Origin of the sequence: Micromonospora sp. DH13, assembly GCF_020873825.1 — a bacterium.
Classification (GTDB): domain Bacteria; phylum Actinomycetota; class Actinomycetes; order Mycobacteriales; family Micromonosporaceae; genus Micromonospora; species Micromonospora haikouensis.
This window is the reverse complement of record NZ_JAHWGR010000048.1, coordinates 1-17,263: the sequence shown is the minus strand read 5'-3', so window position 1 is coordinate 17,263 and position 17,263 is coordinate 1. Positions and strand designations below refer to the sequence as shown.

Below are 17,263 nucleotides of genomic sequence, written 5' to 3'. Positions count from 1 at the left end.
CGGATCACCGGCCGGGCCGCACCCGCGCGGGGGGACTACCGGGCAGCCGGCGGGGTCCAGCCGGCGGGGAGGTGCCCGATCCGCACCCGCTGGGGGTGGTCGCCGACGGGGACGCTTACCACCTTCTGGCCCGTGGCGAAGCTGATCGCGGTGACCTGGTCGGCGCCCGACTCCGAGATGACGCAGTCGCGGCCGTCGCCGCTCACCGTCGCCCAGTACGGCTTGCTGGCCGTGACCAGCGGACCCGGGGCGAGGGTGGACCGGTCGACGATCGTGGTGTAGTCGTCCATCGTCCCGGCGACGCAGAGCTTCGCCCCGTCCGGGCTGATCGACATGCCGTGGTGCCGCGAGTCGTTGACCCACTTCGTGCGGTCCTCGGTGGTGTTCGGGTTCTTCGGCAGCGTGGCGACCCGGGTGACCCGGTCGCCGGCCACGTCGTACTCGACGAAGCCGTTGAAGAACGACACCTGGAAGTAGAGCTTGCTCTCGTCGGGGGTGAAGACCGCCGGCCGGACGGCGTCGGAGAGGTCGCTGCGGCCGTACGCGTCGAGCCGGGGCCGCATGTCGATCTCCTTGACCTTCGCGAAGGTGGTCGCGTCGGCAATGGTGATCTTCCGGTCGCCCTTGGTCCAGTCCTGCGACGGGGCGTCGAGCGAGCTGTTGACGTCCCCGATGGACATGTTCCAGATGTGCCGGCCGCCGTCGGTGAAGATGTTCTCGTGCGGGGTGTCGCCGGTGCCGAACGAGCCGACCTGCTTGCCCGTGTTGATGTCGAGCACGTGCACGGTGTCCGAGGTGGACGCCGAGACCGCGACACGGGTGCCGTCTGGGGAGACGGCCATGTGGTCGGAGCGGAACCCGGAGACGGGGAACCGCCAGCGCACCGCGCCGGTGCGCAGGTCGATCGAGACGACGTCGGCGAAGCTGGGCCGGGACGCCACCAGCGCCGTCCCGTCCGGCGTGGTGTACATGTCGTCGACGAGCTGGTCGTGCCCCTCGCCGGGGCCCTGCTGGATGCCCAGGTAGAAGGCGAGCTTGATCGGGTTGAGGTAGATCTCCCAGAGCCGCTGCTGCTTGTCGGGCACGACGTTGACCCGGCCGAGGCGGGCGTAGTCGCCCCGGGAGCGGATGACGTCGACGGTGCCCTCCCAGTTGTTGCCGACGAACATCACCTCCTCCAGGGCGGCGGCGCCCACCGGCGCGGCGGGGGCGGCGACGGCCGGGGCCGGCGCGGCGGTGGCCACGACGGCGAGGGCGGCGGCGAGGGCGCCGTACCTGCGGGCGCGGCGGACGGGCGGGGACGACGGTGCTGCTGCGGGCATGGGCTGCTCCTGCCGGTGGGGGCGACCGATGGTGGCGTTCCGCGGTGCGCTGGTGCGGTGTTACTTTGCGGTAACAGAAGGAAACCAACCGAAGCCGGACTCCCGGTAGGGCACGGGGGCCAAAACCCGGCAGGGTCGTTGTGGACGGCCCACAGTGGCCGGGGCGGAGGGAAGCGGGCCGATGAGGATGCCGGAGCGGGCCGGGGCCCTCGGCGCGCTGCTGCGCGAGCTGGCGACCGACCGGCGGGTCGTGGACGAGATGGTCGAGGCGGCCCGGGAACACTCGCCCGAGGTGGCCCGGCTGCCGACGGCCGAGAACCGTCGGCACGTGGCGGCCCTGCTGACCGCCGGGCTGGCGTCGTTCGAACGGCTGGCGGAGCCGAGCGAGCGGGATTTCGCCGAGGCCCGACGCCTCGGCGCCGACCGGGCCGCGCAGGGCGTCTCCGTCGCCGGCCTGCTGCGCGGGGTGCAGGCTGGCCGGCAGCGCGTGGTCGAGATCGCGCTCGACCGCGGCCGGGCCGCCGGGATACCCGACACCGCGCTGCTGGACGCCCTGCTGGAGCTCGGCCGCTATGCCAGCGCGCTGGAGCGCGCCCTGGTCGACGGCCACCACACGGCGGAGCTGGAGCTGGCCCGCACCCGCCGCGACGCCCGCAACCGGCTGCTGCGCCAGCTGCTGCTCGACGAGGCGGGCGACGGGCACCCCGGGGACGATCTCGGGCTGCGCCCCGACGACCTGGCCGCCTTCGGGCTGCGCCCCGACGGCCGCTACCACTGCGTGGTCACCGAGCTGACCGACCCGGCCCGCATCGCGGCGGTGGAGCGGCAGCTCTGCGGCGGCGGCGCGCTGTTCGGCACCGTCGACGACCGGCTCGCCGGCCTGTGCGTACGGCTGCCGCCCGCCGACCTCGCCGACGCGGCCGGGCTCGTGGTGGCCGCCCCGGCGCGGCCCCTGGCGCAGGCCCCGGCCCTGCACCGGCTCTGCGTGGCCGCCCTGCGCGCCGCGTCCCGGGCCGGGCTGCGTGGCCTGCACCGGGTGGTCGACCTCGCCGGGGAGACCGCGCTGGCCGCCCAGCCGGCCCTGGCCGACCTGGTCAGTGGGGAGCTGCTGGCCGCCCTCGACCCGGCCGACGAGTTCCACCGGCAGCTCGCCTCGACCGCACTGACCTACCTCGACCACGGCCAGCGGCTGGACCGCACGGCCGAGGCCCTGCACCTGCACCCGAACACCGTGCGCTACCGGCTGCGCCGGGTGCAGGAGCTGACCGCGATGCCGCCGACCCTCGCCGAGCCGGGCGGCCGGTGGCCGGTGCCGCAGACGGTGCGCTGGTGGTGGGCGCTGCGCACCTGGCTCGACGGCGACCCGCTGCGCGATCCGGCCGCCGGCCGTCCCGGGCTCGCCCAGCCGCACCGCCCGGCGAGGTGACTCCACCCCACGCATAGGGAGCTGAGTCGAATACGACATCGCCCGCCGCGCCGCGCCCCGCCCCGGCTGGCCCGCCCTGGCTTGGCCCGTGCAGGCACCGGGCCGGCCCGGACGGGGAGCGGCGGGTGATGTCGTATTCGACTCAGCTCCCTATGCGCCGGCCCTGCGGCATCGCCCGCCGCCCCGCCGCCCGCCGCCCGCCGCCCGGCCGATCCGGCCCGCGGGTCGTCAGCCGGGCAGCGGGGCGGGGAAGAGCGCCTCGAAGCGGTCCCGGGTCAGGAACGCCAGCCGGGCCCGTTTGTCCGGCATGTCGATCTCGTCGTCGAACGTGAAGCCGGAGCGCTCCAGCCGGCGCAGCGCCAGCTCGTTGCGCACGTCCGGCTCGACCACGACCCGCTGCCGGGCCGGGTCGCGGAACAGGAACCGCACCAGCGCCGGACCTACCGCGCCGGTGAAGTCGCGCCCCGCGCGCCGACCGGGGGCCAGCAGCAGGTGCATGCCGACGTCGCCGGGCCGCACCGGGTAGCGCTCGCCGACCGGGTCGGCCTCGGGCTGGTAGGTCTGGAACAGGCCGACCGGCGCGCCGTCGAGCAGAATCAGGTACGCGTGGTGCGTCGCCAGCCCGTCGACGAAGGCGTAGACGTCGCGGACCTCGTCGACGGTGTAGCCGCCCATGCCCCAGTAGACGGCCCGGGGCTGGGTGACCCAGCCGTGCAGCAGCTCGGCGTGGGCCTGCGGGTCGACCGTGGCGAGGGCCAGCTCGCCGAGGCCGGGCAGGGTCTCCAGGGGTGTCACGCGTTCCTCTTCTCGGGGTCGGGGCGCGGTTCGTCGGGTTCGGGGGTGAGCAGCCGCCAGTCGGTCACGACCGGGATCAGCTCGCCGCTGGCCCACCGCGGCAACTGGTCGGCGAAGTGCGGGTCGCCGGGGCGGCCGGACGCGCCGAACGGCACCACCCACCGGCTCTCCGCCCGGTCGGTCAGGTCCCACACGTACCGGGCGACCGGGCCGCGCCAACAGGCGTCGGACAGGCCGGGGACGCTGCTGGTGGCGAGCACGCAGTCGCTGTCGCCGCCCAGCGTGACGCGGGCGCGCATCGCGTCCACCGCCGCGTCGACCTCGGGGCTGACCGGCAGGTGCACGGGGTGCAGGGTGTGCCGTTGCCCCCAGGTGCCGGGCGGGTCGCCGTGGGCCACCTCCTCCAGCGCGGCGGCGGCCACGGGGTCGACGTCGACGCCGAGGCGGGGCAGCCCGGCCACGACGGCGTCGAGGGCGTACCCGATCCGGCCGAGGGGGTTCGTCCACGGCCCGAACAGCTCGTCGTACGCGCCGGGGGAGCGCAGCGGGCGCAGCGCCGGGTGCTCGTGCAGCCCCCGGGCCAGGGCCGCCCGCCAGGCGGCGTACGCGGCGGCGTCGACGCTGTCGGCGGCCATCCGCCCGTCCCAGGTGGCAAGCCGGTCCCGCAGGTCGCGGGCCGGACCGGTGAGCGCGTCGGGGTCGAGCCGGCCGAGGACGCCGCGCAGCACGCCCGCGTCGAGCCGGGTGTCCATGTGCACGGCCGTCGGTTCGGCGCCCTCGGCGAGCAGGGCGCGGATGCGGCGGGCCCGGTGCGGCGGGGCGAAGTCGCGGCCCAGCGCCGCCACGTCGGGCCGGCGGTCGTTGGCGCAGGCCGTGGGCCCGGTGACCGCCGTGCGGGGCAGCGGCGCGTACTCGCTGCTCCAGCGGTAGCGCGGCTCCCAGGCGGGCACCGGTTCCTGGCGGCACCGGTCGTCGCGCACCGGTACCAGGCCGGCGACGAGCTGGGTGACCGCGCCCGACCGGTCGGCGACGAGCACGCTGTTGACCGGCTCTACCCAGGCCTGCAGCGCGGTGGCGACGTCGTCGACGGTCCGCGACCGCAGCAGCGGCAGCAGCGCGTCGAAGCCGAGCCGCTGCGCGACACGGCTGGGCGTGCGCAGGCTGAGCGCCTCGCCGGTGTGCCGGTCGTGGTCGATTACCGGCCCCCGGGCCGTCTCGATCACTTCGACGGATTCTGGCTCGCCGTCGCGTACCCCGATGGTCTCGACCCGGCGGCGGGCCGGCGCCCAGCCGTCGGCCTCGCGGACCCAGACCAGGTCGCCCTCGCGGCGCAGCCGCTCGCGGTAGAGGTCCTGGTAGTCGGCCATCGCGTTGGTCACGGCCCAGGCCACGTCGCCGGCGTGGCCGAAGTGGGGCAGGCCCGGCACGCCGGGGAACGCGAAGCCGAGCACGTCGAACTCGGGGCAGGCGAGGCGCACCTGGTGGTAGACACCGGGCAGTTCGAGGATGCGGTGCGGGTCGCCGGCGACGACCGGGCCACGGCCGGTGGCCGGGTCGGCGGGCGTCACCCAGGCGTTGCTGCCCGAGCCGCCGGGGGGTTCGGCGTCGAACAGGGCGGTGGCCGCAGGCCCGAGCGTGGCGGCGACGTGGGCGCGCCACAGCTTGGTGGGGAAGGTCGAGAACAACACGTGCTGCACCAGGAAGACCCCCAGCGGCGACCAGGGCCGCCACCGGCCGGGGGCGCAGCCGGCCGCCGCGAACTCCGGCGCCGCGGCGGCCCCCTCGGCCAGCCCGTCGTTGACCCCCTGGGCGTACGCGGCGACCCAGCGCCGGGTGGCCGGGTCGAGCCGCGCGTAGCAGCTGCGGGCGGTGTCGTCGAGGCGGGCGCGGCGGGCGAAGCGGTCCCAGCCGACCTCGGCCGGGCCGAGGTGCTCGGCGAGCCGCCCCTCGGAGCGCCACCGCTCCACCTCGACCTGCCAGGCCCGGTCCAGCGCGGCGGCCCGCCCCTGCAGGCGGGCGAGGTCGTCCACGGTCTCGGCCCACAGGTGCGGCACGCCCCAGGCGTCGCGGTGGATGCCGGCGGCCCGCGTCGGTGGTGCGGCCGACTCCCGTAACAGCGTCATTTAGGTTACCCTCCCCTAACTTAGGCTGACCTTACTGGAGGGGTGCGTGAAACGGAACTGGGAAGCCCTGGTGCTCCGCGCGATGGGCGGCCGGACCTTCCGGCTCACGGTGCGGGGGACCGAGTCGGTGGGCGGGCGGTACCAGCGCCTGCACCTCGACGACGGCGGCCTGCTCGCCGAGTGCGGCGTCCACCCCACCATGTGGATCCGGCTGTGGTTCGACGACGACGGTCGGCCCCACCAGCGCGCCTACACCCTCGTCGACCCCGACCCGGCGGCCGGGCGGTTCAGCCTGGAGTTCGCCCTGCACGACGGGTGCGCGGCCCGCTGGGCGGCCGCCGCCCGCGTCGGGGACACCATCGACGCCACCGTGCAGGGCAGCGCGTTCCGGCTGCCCGACCCCGCCCCGCGCCACCTCTACCTGGTCGGCGACGCCGCGTCGCTGCCGGCGGTCAACAGCCTGCTCGACGCCGCCCCCGACCTGCCCGCGACGGTCTGGGTCGAGTACGCCCACGACGACGAGAAGGCGCTGCCGTCCCGGGCCCGCCCCTGCCACGAGGTGGTCTGGGTGCCGCGCCGCGACGGGGGGCGGCACCTGGTCGACACCGTCCGGACGGCCCTGCCCGGCGCCGCCGACGCCCACTACTGGGTGGCCTGCGAGGCGGCCAGCACCCGCGACATCACCCGGCACCTGCGTCGCACCCTGGGAGTCGGCCGGCACCAGCTCACCGCGCTGGCCTACTGGAGCGCCCGGTGACGGCGACGCTGGGCACCCTCGCCCGCCCGCTGCGCACCCGGTGGCTGATCCTCGCGGTGCTCTGCCTCGCCCAGGTCACCGTGGTGCTCGACAACACCGTGCTCACCGTGGCGGTGCCCGTGCTCACCGCCGAACTGGGGGCCAGCACCGCCGACGTGCAGTGGACCATCAACGCGTACGCGCTGGTGCAGTCCGGGCTGCTGATCACCGCCGGTGGGGCCGTCGACCGGTACGGCCGCCGCCGCATGCTGCTCGCCGGCCTCGTCCTGTTCGGACTGGGTTCGCTGCTGGCCGCGCTCGCCGGGTCCACCGGCCAGCTCGTCGCCGCCCGGGCCGGGATGGGCGTCGGCGGGGCCCTGCTGGTCACCTCCACCCTGGCGGTGGCGATGCAGGTCTTCGACGCCACCGAGCGCCCCCGGGCCATCGGCGTGTGGGCGGCGGCGAGCGCGCTGGGCTTCGCGGCCGGGCCGCCCGTCGGCGGCGCCATCCTCGCGCACTTCCCGTGGGAGGCGATCTTCCTGGTCAACATCCCGATCGTGCTGCTCTGCCTGGCGGCGGGCGCGGCCCTGGTGCCGGAGTCCCGGGACCCGGCCGGCGGGCGGTTCGACGTGGGCGGGGTGGCGCTGTCCACCGCCGGCCTCACCGCGGTGGTGTACGCGATCATCGCCGGCCCGGAGCAGGGCTGGCTCTCCGTGCCGGTGCTCGGCGCGGCCGTGGGCGGCGCGCTGCTGCTCGTCGGCTTCGTCCGGTGGGAGCTGCGGGTCGCCCATCCCATGCTGGACATGGACCTGTTCCGCAACCGGCGCTTCGTCGGCGCGATCTCCGGCGTCGTCCTGATCACCTTCGGCGCCACCGGGGCCCTGTTCCTGCTCACCCAGCACCTCCAGTTCGTCCGGGGCTACCCCGCCTGGGAGGCCGGGTTGCGGATGGTGCCGTTCGCGCTGTCCATCGTCGTGCTCAATCTCGCCGGGGTGGCCGCGCGGCTGATCCACCGGCTGGGCACGGCCGCCGCCATCGCCGTCGGCATGACGCTGCTCGCCGGGGGCCTGCTGCTGGTCACCCACGCCCCGTCCGACGGCTACGCCGTGCTGCTGGCCGGGCTGCTCACGATGGGCACCGGCTGCGCCCTGGCCAACCCGGCGATCGTGGAGGCGGTGATGAGCGCGATCCCGCCGGAGAAGGCCGGGGCGGGCGCCGGGGTGGACGGCACGATGACGGAGGTCGGCAGCAGTCTCGGCGTCGCCGTGCTGGGGGCGGTGCTCAACGCCCGGTTCGCCGCGTTGCTGCCCGCCGCGCTGGCCGGTGCCGGCTCGTTCCCCGCCGCGCTCGCCGCCGCCGCGACGGACGCCGAGCGCGGTCAGGTCACCGACGCCTTCCGGGCCGCGTCGGAGGCCGGGCAGACCGTCGGGGCCGTTGCCGTCCTCGCCGGTGGGCTGCTCGCCGCGTGGCTGCTGCGCCGGGCGCAGCGCGCCGGCTGAGGAGGGGCGTCGCGGCGACGGCGAACTGAAAGCAGCTGGAAACTCTTGCGGAGAAAGCTACGTCGGGTCGGGCGGCGCGTCAATGGCGTCCCAGTTTTCGAAGCGCGCTGGGTGCTCGCGCGGTGACCCGCCGCAGTGGAGTGTCCCGGGCTGGCCTGCGACTTTCCGGGGGAGTGTGACCGTTCACGTGGCGGCGGTGTTGCCGATGGGTTTCAAGAATCTTGCCGCAAGGTCTTGCAATCCCTTTCAGGTATGCCGCATCGTTTCGCTACCCGGACGGCCGTCCACACGCGTCAGTGCCTCTTCGACCCCGGAAGAAGGTTCCCCCTGTCATGGAATCCGTAGGGCCACACCCCCGTGGCCGCGCCGGTCGCCTGCTGCTCGCCGCCGCGATCGTCGCGGCCGGCGCGACACCGGCGATCGTCGCTGCCACCACCACCGCCACCCCCGCCCGTGCCGCCGTCGCCCTCAACGACAGCGAGGTGACGGCGAACCTGTGGGAGTGGAACTGGAACTCCGTCTCCGCCGCCTGCACCAACCACCTCGGCCCCGCCGGCTACGGCGCGGTCCAGGTCGCGCCGCCCCAGGAGTCGGTCAGCCTGCCCAACAGCGCCGACGGCGTGCACCCCTGGTACGAGGTGTACCAGCCGGTGTCGTACAAGCTGGAGAGTCGCTTCGGCAACCGCGCGCAGTTCGCGGCCATGGTCACCGCCTGCCACAACGCCGGCGTGCGCGTGTACGTCGACGCGGTCGTCAACCACATGGCCGGTGCGAACAACCCGGAGTCCGTCGTCGGCTACGCCGGCACCGACTTCTCCGGCCCCGGCTACAGCTTTCCCGCGGTGCCCTACGGCACCGGCGACTTCCACCGGCCGGGCGACAACTGTCCGACCAACGGCACCATCAACGACTGGAACAACGAGGCCCAGGTCACCAGCTGCGAGCTGTTGTCCCTGACGGACCTGTACACCGAGAAGGACAGCGTCCGCACCAAGATCGCCGCCTTCCTCAACGACATGATCGGCCTCGGCGTCGACGGGTTCCGGGTGGACGCCGTCAAGCACGTCAAGAAGGAGGACTTCGCGGCGATCCTCGGCAAGCTGAACAACACCGTCGCCGAGAACAAGCGCCCGTACGTCGCCCAGGAGATCTTCGACGGCGCGAGCAACGACGCCCTCAAGGCGCGGGCCTTCATCGGCAACGGCGACGTGCTCGACTTCGCGTACGCCAAGGGCCTGAGGTCCGCCTTCCAGGGCTCGATCTCCACGCTCGCCAACGTCGGCAGCTGGAACCTCGACGCGCCCAGCGCCAACGTCTTCGCCATGGTCACCAACCACGACCTGGAGCGCGACGGGGTCGTGCTGTCCTACAAGAACGGCAGCGACTACACCCTGGCCAACTACTTCGCCCTGGCCTACCCGCACGGCAAGCCGTCGGTCTACGACAGCTTCTCCTGGTCCAACCGCAACCAGTCCCCGCCGGCCGACGGCAACGGCTACGTCACCGACACCGTCTGCGGCGGCTCCTGGAACTGCCTGACCCAGTCCACCGGCATCAAGGGCATGGTCGGCTGGGCCAACGCCGCACGGTCGGTCAAGACCGTCTCGGACTTCACGGCGGTGAACAGCAACGTCATCGGCTTCCACCGCGGCGACCGCGCCTGGATCGGCATCAACGACTCCGGCAGCGCCGCGACCGCCACGTTCACCACCGGCCTCGCCGACGGCCAGTACTGCGACGTCGTCTCCGGCCCCGCCACCGCGTCCGGCTGCGCCGGCGCCACGGTGACCGTCTCCGGCGGCCGGGCGTCGGTGACGATCCCGGCCAACAACGCGGTCGCGATCCACGTGGCCGCCCGCCCCGGCGCGACCCCGTCGCCGACGGCCAGCCCCACGGTGTCCCCGACCGCGTCGCCGACGGCCACCCCGACCAGCAACCCGACCGACAAGATCGCCACGACCTTCACCGTCGGCGCGACCCCGGCCGCCGGCCAGGACGTCTACGTGGTGGGCAGCGTCGCCGAGCTGGGCTCGTGGGCCCCGGCCAGCGCCGTCAAGCTGACCGCGCAGGGCGGCGGCACCTACCGGGCCGTGGTCGACCTGCCCCGGTCCACGGCGGTGGAGTACAAGTTCGTCAAGAAGACCGCCGCCGGCGCGGTCACCTGGGAGTCCGGTGCGAACCGGACGTTCACCACCCCCGCCAGCGGCACCTACGCGGTCACCGAGACGTTCCGCGGCGACACCGTCACGAGCGGGCAGATCGCCACCTCGTTCGACGCCACCGTCACGACCAGCTACGGCCAGAACGTCTACGTCGTCGGCAACGTCGCGGCCCTCGGCGGGTGGAACCCGGCCAACGCCGTGGCGCTCTCCTCGGCCACCTACCCGGTCTGGCGGGCGACGGTCGACCTGCCCCCGAACACCGCCGTCGAGTACAAGTACGTGAAGAAGAACCCCGACGGCACCGTGACCTGGGAGTCCGGCGGCAACCGCACGTTCACCACCCCGGCCAGCGGCACCCGGACCAACACCGACACCTGGAGGTAGCCGCCGCGCACGCGGCGACGCGGGTGGCCGGCCCCGACACCGACGGGGGCCGGCCACCCGTCCGCGTACGTGCCCCGGGTGTCGCGGGTGGACGGGCGACGTGCGCGGCCGTCGATGGGGTGGCTAAGCTGCCCTGACCTGACCGTCCGTCACGGTGTCGTCTACCGAGGAGTCACATGGCGACCGCATCGACCACCTGCCGGCGACACGTCGAGGGGTTCGGCGAGGTGCTCATCCGCCCCGTCGAGCCGGCCCGCGACGTCGACGTGCTCCACGACTGGGTCACCCGGGAGCGGTCGCGGTTCTGGGGCATGCGTGAGGCCAGCCGCGAGCGGGTGCGCGAGATCTACGAGTACCTCGACTCGCTCGCCACCCACCACGCCTACCTCGTGCACCGCGACGGCCGGCCGGCGGCGCTGTTCCAGACGTACGAGCCGGCGGCCGACCCGGTCGGCGAGTGCTACGACGTGCGCCCCGGCGACTTCGGCGTCCACCTGCTGATCGGCCCGCCGGACGGCGGCGTCGAGCCCGGCTTCACCGGAGCGGTCCTCGACGCGTTCCTCGCCTTCGTGCTGGCCGACCCGGGCCGGCTGCGCATCGTCGCCGAGCCGGACGCGCGCAACGACAAGGCGGTCGCCCGGCTGGTCCGCGCCGGGTTCGTGCCCGGGCCGCAGATCGACCTGCCGGAGAAGCGGGCCCAGCTGCTCTTCCTGGACCGGTCGGTCTTCCTCGACCGGGTGGCCGCCCGGGGCTGAGCCGGCGGCCGGTCGCCCGGTGGAGGGACGGCCGCCCACCCCCGTGCGTGACTGTGTAAGGGTAGGCTAACCTGACCGGTGTCCGATGATCGACGCCGGGTGCCGTGGGACGGGACCCCGCCGGAGCCCGAGAGGCGCCATGACCCAGACCCTGCCCATCGCGCCGTGGCGGCTGTTCGACGTCGAGGTCCGCGCCGTGCGGCGGCTCAGCCCGTCGTTCGTCCGCGTCACCTTCACCGGCGCCGACCTCGACCGGTTCGCCGACAACGGCTACGACCAGCGGATCAAGCTGGCGCTGCCGCTGCCCGGGCAGGCCGGGGTGAACCTCCCCGAGGGCCCCGACTGGTACGCCCGCTACCGGGCCCTGCCCGAGCACCTGCGCAACCCGGTCCGCACGTACACCGTCCGGGCCGCCCGCCCGGACCTGGCCGAGGTGGACGTCGACCTCGTCCTGCACGGCGACGGCGGCCCCGCCACCCGGTGGGCCCGCCGGGTGTGCCCCGGTGACCGGGCGGCCCTGCTCGGCCCCGACGCCGGCTTCGACGGCGAGCACGGCGGCATCGAGTTCCGGCCGCCGCCGGCAGGCCGGCTGCTGCTGGCCGGCGACGAGACCGCCGTGCCGGCGATCACCGCCATCCTGGAGCGGCTCCCGGCCGACGCCCGGGGACAGGCGCTGCTGGAGGTGCCCGAGCCCGCCGACACGCTCGGCGTCGCCGCGCCGCCCGGCATGCGGGTCACCTGGCTGCCCCGCGCCGGCGGGCGGCACGGCAGCCGTCTCGTGCCCGCCGTCGCGGCGGCCGACCTGCTCTGCGGCCCCACGCCGGGCGCCGGCCCGGTCGCCGACGTCGACGTCGACCGGGAACTGCTCTGGGAGGTGCCGACCCCGGCGACGCCGGTGCCGCTGTACGCGTGGCTGGCGGGGGAGGCCGGCGTCATCCGTACGCTGCGCCGGCACCTGGTGGCGGAGCGGGGGCTGGACCGGCGGGCGGTGGCCTTCATGGGGTACTGGCGGCTGGGCCGGGCCGACCCCGCCTGAGCCGCCGCCGGTGCGTCTGCGCCCGGCGGCGGCCCGGTGCGGCCCGCTCCCTCAGCAGCGGCTGATCGACGAGTTGTTCAACGTGACGTTGCTGATGGTCAGGTTGTCCACGCACGGGTTCTCCACGATCCGGCTGTTGACCAGCGTGAAGTTGCGCAGCGTGATGTCACGGGTGCCGGGGAACTCGGTGCGCTCGGCGAGCCGCACCTCGCCGCCGCCGCTGATCGTGCCGCCGCCGGAGGCGATGTTCACGCCGTAGCAGTTCTCGATCAGGATGGCGTTGTTGCCGGTGTTGGCGATGTCGACCCGGTCGATCGTCGCCCCGCCGGACTCGGAGACGCAGAAGATCCCCCGGCCGCCGCCGCGGGCGCGGACCGTGCCCACCCGGACGTTGGTCGGATAGCTGTCGCCGACGCGGCCGTTGCGGTTGGCCATCCGGAACGCCGCGTACCCGGTGCCGGTGCCGGCGTTCTCCGCGTCGACGGTGGTGACGGTGGCGTTGATGGTCTGGTTGAGCAGCAGCCCCGACTCGCCGACGTTGCGGGCGGTGACGGTGCCGACGGTCAGGCCGTCGACGCCGTAGGTCTCGACGGCGTGCGAGCTGGCCCCGGAGACGTAGACGTTGTCGATGCGTACGTTGCGCGTCCACTGGCTGGTGTCGCCGCGGTTGTCGATGCGCACACCCAGCCCGGCGGTCAGCCGCATGTCGATCTGCCCGAGGACCACGTTGGTGACGTTGCGCAGGAAGATCCCGTACAGCGGGCTGCCCGTGACGGTGAGGTGCTGCACCTCCACCTGTGTGGTCCCCCGGGAGTAGATGGGCGCCTGGTCGCCGGAGCCGGTGCCAGTCACGTTGATCGTGCCGCACACGTCGATGGTGGTGTAGCTGGGCAGCGAGATCCGGGAGCCGGCGCTCATCGAGCCGGAGCCGCGCACCACCACCCGCTGCTTGCTGGTGCGCCCGGCGGTCAGGCTGTTCACGGCGGCCTGCACGGCGGCGCGCATGTCGGTGCCGGTGTGGACCGTGCTGCCGCCGTTGCGGACCGTCCAGGTGCCGCCGCCGAGCACCGCCTCGGCCTGGAACGAGCCCGACCCGCAGTCGGCGGCGGCACCGACCCGGACGAGCTGCCACTGCTGGTTGGCCCCGCCCAGGTCCTGGTACTGCGAGATCATGCCCCCGTCGGCGGTGGACCAGCCCCACACGTCGAGGGCCTTGCCGCTGTGCCGGTTGACGAACCGGACGTATCCGCCGGCGGAGTCGGCGAGCCCGAAGTGCTGCCGGGTGTTGCCGCTGACCGCCGGGTTCTGCACGAGCGGGGTGCCGTCGACGGCGTTGGGCAGTTCGAGGACCTTGCCGCTGTGCGCGGAGCGGATCTGGTAGTAGCCGCCGCCCACGTCGACGAAGCGCCACTGCTGCACGGCGAGGTCGTTGCGGGCGTACTGGTTGACCGGCGCGCCGTCGGCGGTGGACCAGTCGTACAGGTCCATGGCCTTGCCGCTGTGCCGGTTCACGAAGACGTACGTCGCGCCGGTGTCGACGGTGGCGGCGGAGGCGGCCTGCGGGGCGACCGCCACGGCCGCGCCGACCAGGGCGAGCGCGGTGGCGACCGGCAGGCCGAACCGCCGGGCGCGGGGGCGTCGACGGGGGACGGGGAGTCTCATCGGTGCTCCTTGGGTGCGGTGGCGTCGGACCGGCCGCGCCCGGAAGCCGGTGGGCCGGCGGGACGGATCGGCAAGCGCTTTCCGAGCAGCGACCATCATCGATGCTTTCGTTCGCCTTCCGCCGTGTCAAGGCGTCGCCCGTCGCGTCGCCCACCGGCTGCCCGTCGCCGTGGTCAGTCGTCCGCGACCGCCACCGGCTCGCCGCCCACGCACCGCACCTTCAGCTCGTGCTCCCCGCCCGGCCCGACGAAGGTGACCTCGACGTCGTCGTCCGGCCCCCGGTCGACGTCGGCGACCCGGTGGTCCTGCGCGGGGGCCCAGGAGACCAGGCGTACCCCGCCCGGCCCGCACTCGGCCACGGCCGTGCCGCCGGCGGTCGCGAAGGCCCGCCGGGCACCGGGGCCGGCCGGCCCCGTGGGCTCGCCGACGCCGGGGGAGGAGGTGCCGGAAGCCGTGGGCGCCGGCGCGGCCAGCGCCCGCTCGACCTCCTCCTGGCTGCGCACCCCGCCCGGGGTGCCGGTGATGCTCTCCCCGACCAGCCGGATGGCGGCCACCCCGACCAGCGTGGCGAGCACGGCGGTGGCCAGCCATCCCGCGACCGCGAGTAACGAACGACGACGCATTCTCCGACTATCCCCGATCGAGGGTTGACCGTGGCATGGGACGACGCTAAGGGAGGGTTAAGAGCCGGGCCGGCGCCGGCCGGTGCGACTAGCCTCGTCGTGTGCCCCGCCTGCTGCTGATCGAGGACGACCTGACCATCCGCACGCCGCTGGTGCGGGCGCTGCGGGACCGGGGCCACGCCGTGGCCGCCGCGTCGACCGCGATGGACGGGCTGCGCGACGCCCTGGACAACCGGCCGGACCTGGTCGTGCTCGACCTGGGCCTGCCCGACCTGGACGGGCGGGAGCTGCTGCGGATGCTGCGGGCGGTCAGCGCGGTGCCCGTCATCGTGGCCACCGCCCGCGACGACGAGACCGAGATCGTCCGGGTCCTCGACGCGGGCGCCGACGACTACGTCGTGAAGCCGTTCACCGCCGCCCAGCTCGACGCGCGGGTCCGCGCGGTGCTGAGGCGTGGCGCGGGCACCGGGGCGGACGATCCGACGCTCGTGGTGGGCGGCCTGCGCGTCGACCCGCGCGCCCGCCAGGTGACCCTCGACGGCGTCGCGGTCGAGCTGACCCCGCGCGAGTTCGACCTGCTGCACCACCTCGCCGCCCGCCCCGGCGAGGTGGTCACCAAGCGGGAGCTGCTCACCGAGGTCTGGCAGATCCCCTACGGCGGCGCGGACAAGACCGTCGACGTGCACCTGTCGTGGCTGCGCCGCAAGCTGGGCGAGAACGCCCAGCAGCCCCGCTACCTGCACACCGTGCGGGGCGTGGGCGTGCGGCTGGAGCCGCCGGGCGGCGCGGCGTGAGGGCCCGCCTGGCGCTGCTGGCCGCCGCCGTCAGTGTGCTCACCCTCGTGGCGTTCCTCGTGCCGCTGGCGCTGCTGGTGCGCGCCGTCGCCGAGGACCGGGCCACCGTCCGGGCCACCGCCGACGCGCAGAGCCTGGTGCCCGTGGTGGGCACCGCCGACGCCGAGACCATCCGGCTGACCGTCGAGCAGCTCGCCGCCGAGTCCGGCCGCCCGGTCAGCGTCTACCTTCCCGGCGACACCGTGCTCGGCACGCCCGTCCCGCGTACCCCCGCGGTGGCCCTGGCCGAACGCGGGCAGAGCCTCACCGCGGAGTCCGACGCGGGACGCGAGGTGGTGATCGCCGTGCAGGGTCGGCCGGACGGCACCGGGGTGATCCGCACGGTCGTGCCCCGCGCCGAGCTGACGGCCGGGGTGACCCGGGCCTGGCTCGTGCTGGCCCTGCTCGGCGTGCTGCTGGTGCTGGTGGGGCTGGCCGTGGCCGACCGGCTGGCCCGCACCCTGGTCCGGCCGATCACCGAGCTGTCGGCGGTGTCGCACCGGCTCGCCAACGCCGAGCTGGACGCGCGGGTCACCCCCGCCGGCCCGGCCGAGCTGCGCGAGGTGGCCGGCGCGCTCAACCACCTGGCCGGCCGCATCCAGGTGCTCCTGGCGCAGGAACGCGAGCAGGTGGCCGACCTGTCCCACCGGCTGCGCACCCCGCTCACGGCCCTGCGGTTGGAGGCCGAGTCGCTGCCCGACCCGCAGGACGCGGCCCGGATCGCCGCCGCGGCGGACGCGTTGGAGCGGGCGGTGACCGGCCTGATCCGTCAGGCCCGCCGCGACCGGTCACCGGCTGCCGCCCCGGCGGGCTGCGACGCGGCCGCCGTGGTGGCCGACCGGGTGGCGTTCTGGTCGGTGCTGGCCGAGGACACCGGACGGGAGGTCCACCGTGACCTGGCCGGCGGGCCGCTGCCGGTCGGGGTGCCCGCCGACGAGCTGGCCGCCGCGGTCGACGCGCTGCTCGGCAACGTCTTCGCGCACACCCCCGACGGCACCGCGTTCACCGTCCGGCTCGCCCGGCGGGACGGGCGGGTGCTGCTCGCGGTGGCTGATTCCGGCCCCGGCATGCCCGCCGCCACCGTGGCCCGGGGCGCGAGCCCGGCCGGGTCCACCGGTCTCGGCCTGGACATCGCCCGCCGGGCGGCGGAGGCCGCCGGGGGCCGGCTGGAGCTGCGCACCGCCCGCGGCGGCGGGGCGGAGGTGCGGCTCTGGCTCGGTCCGCCGTCGTCGGGCTCCTAGCGCCGGCACGGCCTTAACCGGGCCTTAGTGTCGGTGCAGCGCGCCGCTATCCCGCCGGGACCGATCCTTCTAGGCAGGAACACGAGGAAAGGTGCCCGAGATGAAGCGCAACTCCCTGATCATGGCGTCCCTGGGCGGCGCGGCGATGCTGGCGGCGGCCGGGGTGGCCGTCGGCGTCACCGCCGCCGACGACCGGGTGGCTCGCACCACGCTGACCGCCGCCACCGCCGCCCCGGCGGCCACCACCCCGGACGACGGCGCGAGCGGCACCCCGACCGGCGCTCCCACGGCCACCGGCGTGCCGTCGGCCACCAGTGCCCCGGCGGACACCGGTGCCCCGGCAGGCAAGGTCGACCAGCAGCGGGCCGGCGAGATCGCCCTCGCGCGGGCCGGCGGCGGGCGGATCGTCGAGATCGAGGCCGACGACGAGAACGGCCGGGCGGTGTGGAGCATCGAGATCGTCGACGGGCAGACCGAACACGAGATCGACGTCGACCGCAACGACGGCACCGTGGTCGAGGCCGAGAAGGAGCCGGTGGACGGCGACGATCACCACGACGCGGACGACCGCGACGACGATGACGACCGCGACGACGACTGAGCCGGACGGCGGGCCGAACGCCCGTACGTCACCATGAGACACGAGCGGGCCGCCGTCCGGCTCAG

14 protein-coding genes are annotated in these 17,263 nt (G+C 74.9%); 9 read left to right on the top strand and 5 right to left on the bottom strand.

Going from position 1 to position 17,263, the window contains the following annotated elements; genetic code table 11:
* Nucleotides 1-35 precede the first annotated feature (35 nt).
* The gene (locus tag LPA42_RS30515; protein ID WP_077940391.1) at nucleotides 36-1,322 is read right to left on the bottom strand and encodes a YncE family protein; all 1,287 of its coding nucleotides are present in this window, start codon (nucleotides 1,320-1,322) and stop codon (nucleotides 36-38) included.
* Between the two features lie 181 nt (nucleotides 1,323-1,503).
* Between LPA42_RS30515 and LPA42_RS30510 the strand changes: the two genes are divergently transcribed.
* Entirely contained in the window at nucleotides 1,504-2,748 is a 1,245-nt protein-coding gene (locus LPA42_RS30510) for a CdaR family transcriptional regulator (RefSeq protein WP_077940390.1), read from the top strand.
* 228 nt (nucleotides 2,749-2,976) lie between these two features.
* Here the strand turns inward: LPA42_RS30510 and LPA42_RS30505 are convergent, their stop codons facing one another.
* A complete protein-coding gene (locus tag LPA42_RS30505; RefSeq protein WP_077940388.1) occupies nucleotides 2,977-3,543 on the bottom strand; it encodes a GNAT family N-acetyltransferase in 567 nt (188 codons plus the stop codon).
* Nucleotides 3,540-5,666 carry a penicillin acylase family protein gene (locus LPA42_RS30500; RefSeq protein WP_077940387.1) on the bottom strand — a complete coding sequence of 709 codons (2,127 nt, stop codon included), beginning with the start codon at nucleotides 5,664-5,666 and terminating at the stop codon, nucleotides 3,540-3,542. The genes LPA42_RS30505 and LPA42_RS30500 overlap by 4 nt, the downstream gene beginning before the upstream one ends.
* A 46-nt stretch (nucleotides 5,667-5,712) precedes the next feature.
* On the opposite strand from LPA42_RS30500, the gene LPA42_RS30495 reads away from it, so the two are divergent.
* The 5 genes from LPA42_RS30495 to LPA42_RS30475 all read left to right on the top strand — a co-directional run bounded on the left by LPA42_RS30495 (nucleotide 5,713) and on the right by LPA42_RS30475 (nucleotide 12,238).
* Complete coding sequence (locus LPA42_RS30495) at nucleotides 5,713-6,423, top strand: siderophore-interacting protein (protein WP_077940386.1); 711 nt, start codon at nucleotides 5,713-5,715, stop codon at nucleotides 6,421-6,423.
* The gene (locus tag LPA42_RS30490; protein ID WP_228987044.1) at nucleotides 6,420-7,901 is read left to right on the top strand and encodes an MFS transporter; all 1,482 of its coding nucleotides are present in this window, start codon (nucleotides 6,420-6,422) and stop codon (nucleotides 7,899-7,901) included. The genes LPA42_RS30495 and LPA42_RS30490 overlap by 4 nt, the downstream gene beginning before the upstream one ends.
* Before the next feature lie 332 nt (nucleotides 7,902-8,233).
* Nucleotides 8,234-10,447, top strand: a complete 2,214-nt coding sequence (locus LPA42_RS30485; protein WP_077940385.1) for a carbohydrate-binding module family 20 domain-containing protein — start codon at nucleotides 8,234-8,236, stop codon at nucleotides 10,445-10,447.
* Nucleotides 10,448-10,623: 176 nt separating this feature from the next.
* Nucleotides 10,624-11,202 carry a GNAT family N-acetyltransferase gene (locus LPA42_RS30480; protein ID WP_077940384.1) on the top strand — a complete coding sequence of 193 codons (579 nt, stop codon included), beginning with the start codon at nucleotides 10,624-10,626 and terminating at the stop codon, nucleotides 11,200-11,202.
* A gap of 139 nt (nucleotides 11,203-11,341) precedes the next feature.
* A complete protein-coding gene (locus tag LPA42_RS30475) occupies nucleotides 11,342-12,238 on the top strand; it encodes a siderophore-interacting protein (RefSeq protein ID WP_077940383.1) in 897 nt (298 codons plus the stop codon).
* Between the two features lie 51 nt (nucleotides 12,239-12,289).
* Here LPA42_RS30475 and LPA42_RS30470 read toward each other — a convergent pair whose 3' ends face one another.
* Both LPA42_RS30470 and LPA42_RS30465 read right to left on the bottom strand, forming a co-directional pair.
* Nucleotides 12,290-13,900 (bottom strand): RICIN domain-containing protein, encoded by a 1,611-nt coding sequence (locus tag LPA42_RS30470; RefSeq protein ID WP_077940382.1) that lies wholly within the window; start codon nucleotides 13,898-13,900, stop codon nucleotides 12,290-12,292.
* A gap of 173 nt (nucleotides 13,901-14,073) precedes the next feature.
* The gene (locus LPA42_RS30465) at nucleotides 14,074-14,523 is read right to left on the bottom strand and encodes a septum formation initiator (protein ID WP_077940381.1); all 450 of its coding nucleotides are present in this window, start codon (nucleotides 14,521-14,523) and stop codon (nucleotides 14,074-14,076) included.
* Between the two features lie 101 nt (nucleotides 14,524-14,624).
* Between LPA42_RS30465 and LPA42_RS30460 the strand changes: the two genes are divergently transcribed.
* The 3 genes from LPA42_RS30460 (at nucleotide 14,625) to LPA42_RS30450 (ending at nucleotide 17,198) form a co-directional block, all read left to right on the top strand.
* Nucleotides 14,625-15,317, top strand: coding sequence for a response regulator transcription factor (locus tag LPA42_RS30460; RefSeq protein WP_043969193.1), 693 nt, complete (start codon nucleotides 14,625-14,627; stop codon nucleotides 15,315-15,317).
* Entirely contained in the window at nucleotides 15,314-16,597 is a 1,284-nt protein-coding gene (locus LPA42_RS30455; protein ID WP_077940380.1) for a HAMP domain-containing sensor histidine kinase, read from the top strand. Before LPA42_RS30460 ends, LPA42_RS30455 begins: the two co-directional genes overlap by 4 nt.
* 100 nt (nucleotides 16,598-16,697) lie before the next feature.
* On the top strand, nucleotides 16,698-17,198 hold the full coding sequence (locus tag LPA42_RS30450; RefSeq protein ID WP_198956789.1) for a PepSY domain-containing protein: 501 nt from the start codon (nucleotides 16,698-16,700) through the stop codon (nucleotides 17,196-17,198).
* Nucleotides 17,199-17,263 lie beyond the last annotated feature (65 nt).

What these genes read in the sequence shown, in the direction of transcription:
- LPA42_RS30515 (WP_077940391.1), bottom strand. Translation starts at nt 1,322, where the DNA reads ATGCCCGCAGCAGCACCGTCGTCCCCGCCCGTCCGCCGCGCCCGCAGG.
- LPA42_RS30510 (WP_077940390.1), top strand. Translation starts at nt 1,504, where the DNA reads ATGAGGATGCCGGAGCGGGCCGGGGCCCTCGGCGCGCTGCTGCGCGAG.
- LPA42_RS30500 (WP_077940387.1), bottom strand. Translation starts at nt 5,666, where the DNA reads ATGACGCTGTTACGGGAGTCGGCCGCACCACCGACGCGGGCCGCCGGC.
- LPA42_RS30485 (WP_077940385.1), top strand. Translation starts at nt 8,234, where the DNA reads ATGGAATCCGTAGGGCCACACCCCCGTGGCCGCGCCGGTCGCCTGCTG.
- LPA42_RS30480 (WP_077940384.1), top strand. Translation starts at nt 10,624, where the DNA reads ATGGCGACCGCATCGACCACCTGCCGGCGACACGTCGAGGGGTTCGGC.
- LPA42_RS30475 (WP_077940383.1), top strand. Translation starts at nt 11,342, where the DNA reads ATGACCCAGACCCTGCCCATCGCGCCGTGGCGGCTGTTCGACGTCGAG.
- LPA42_RS30470 (WP_077940382.1), bottom strand. Translation starts at nt 13,900, where the DNA reads ATGAGACTCCCCGTCCCCCGTCGACGCCCCCGCGCCCGGCGGTTCGGC.
- LPA42_RS30465 (WP_077940381.1), bottom strand. Translation starts at nt 14,523, where the DNA reads ATGCGTCGTCGTTCGTTACTCGCGGTCGCGGGATGGCTGGCCACCGCC.
- LPA42_RS30450 (WP_198956789.1), top strand. Translation starts at nt 16,698, where the DNA reads ATGAAGCGCAACTCCCTGATCATGGCGTCCCTGGGCGGCGCGGCGATG.